The following is a 293-nucleotide window of genomic DNA, read 5'->3' on the forward strand; positions in this document are numbered from 1 at the left end:
CGCTCGCTTTTCGCCTGGCGCTGCGCGAGCTGCGCGGCGGCGTCCGCGGCTTCTACATCTTCCTTGCCTGCATCGCGCTCGGCACCGGCGCGATTGCCGCCGTCAATTCCGTTTCGCAGTCGATCACCGACACGATCGCCTCGCAGGGACAGGAACTGCTGGCCGGCGACGTCCGCTTCGAACTCAATAACCGGGAAGCCACGCCTCAGGAAATAGGTTTCCTCGAAGGCCTCGGCAGCGTTTCGCTGTCGACAGGGCTGCGCTCGATGGCGCGCAAACCTGACGGTTCCGAT

The 293-nt window shown here is 64.8% G+C and carries 1 pseudogene; it reads left to right on the top strand.

What is annotated here, in order from left to right:
- Positions 1 to 293 (top strand): annotated as a pseudogene (locus EOD29_RS31225) (ABC transporter permease); the annotation flags it as partial.

The organism is Mesorhizobium sp. M1A.T.Ca.IN.004.03.1.1 (assembly GCF_003997555.1).
GTDB lineage: Bacteria > Pseudomonadota > Alphaproteobacteria > Rhizobiales > Rhizobiaceae > Mesorhizobium.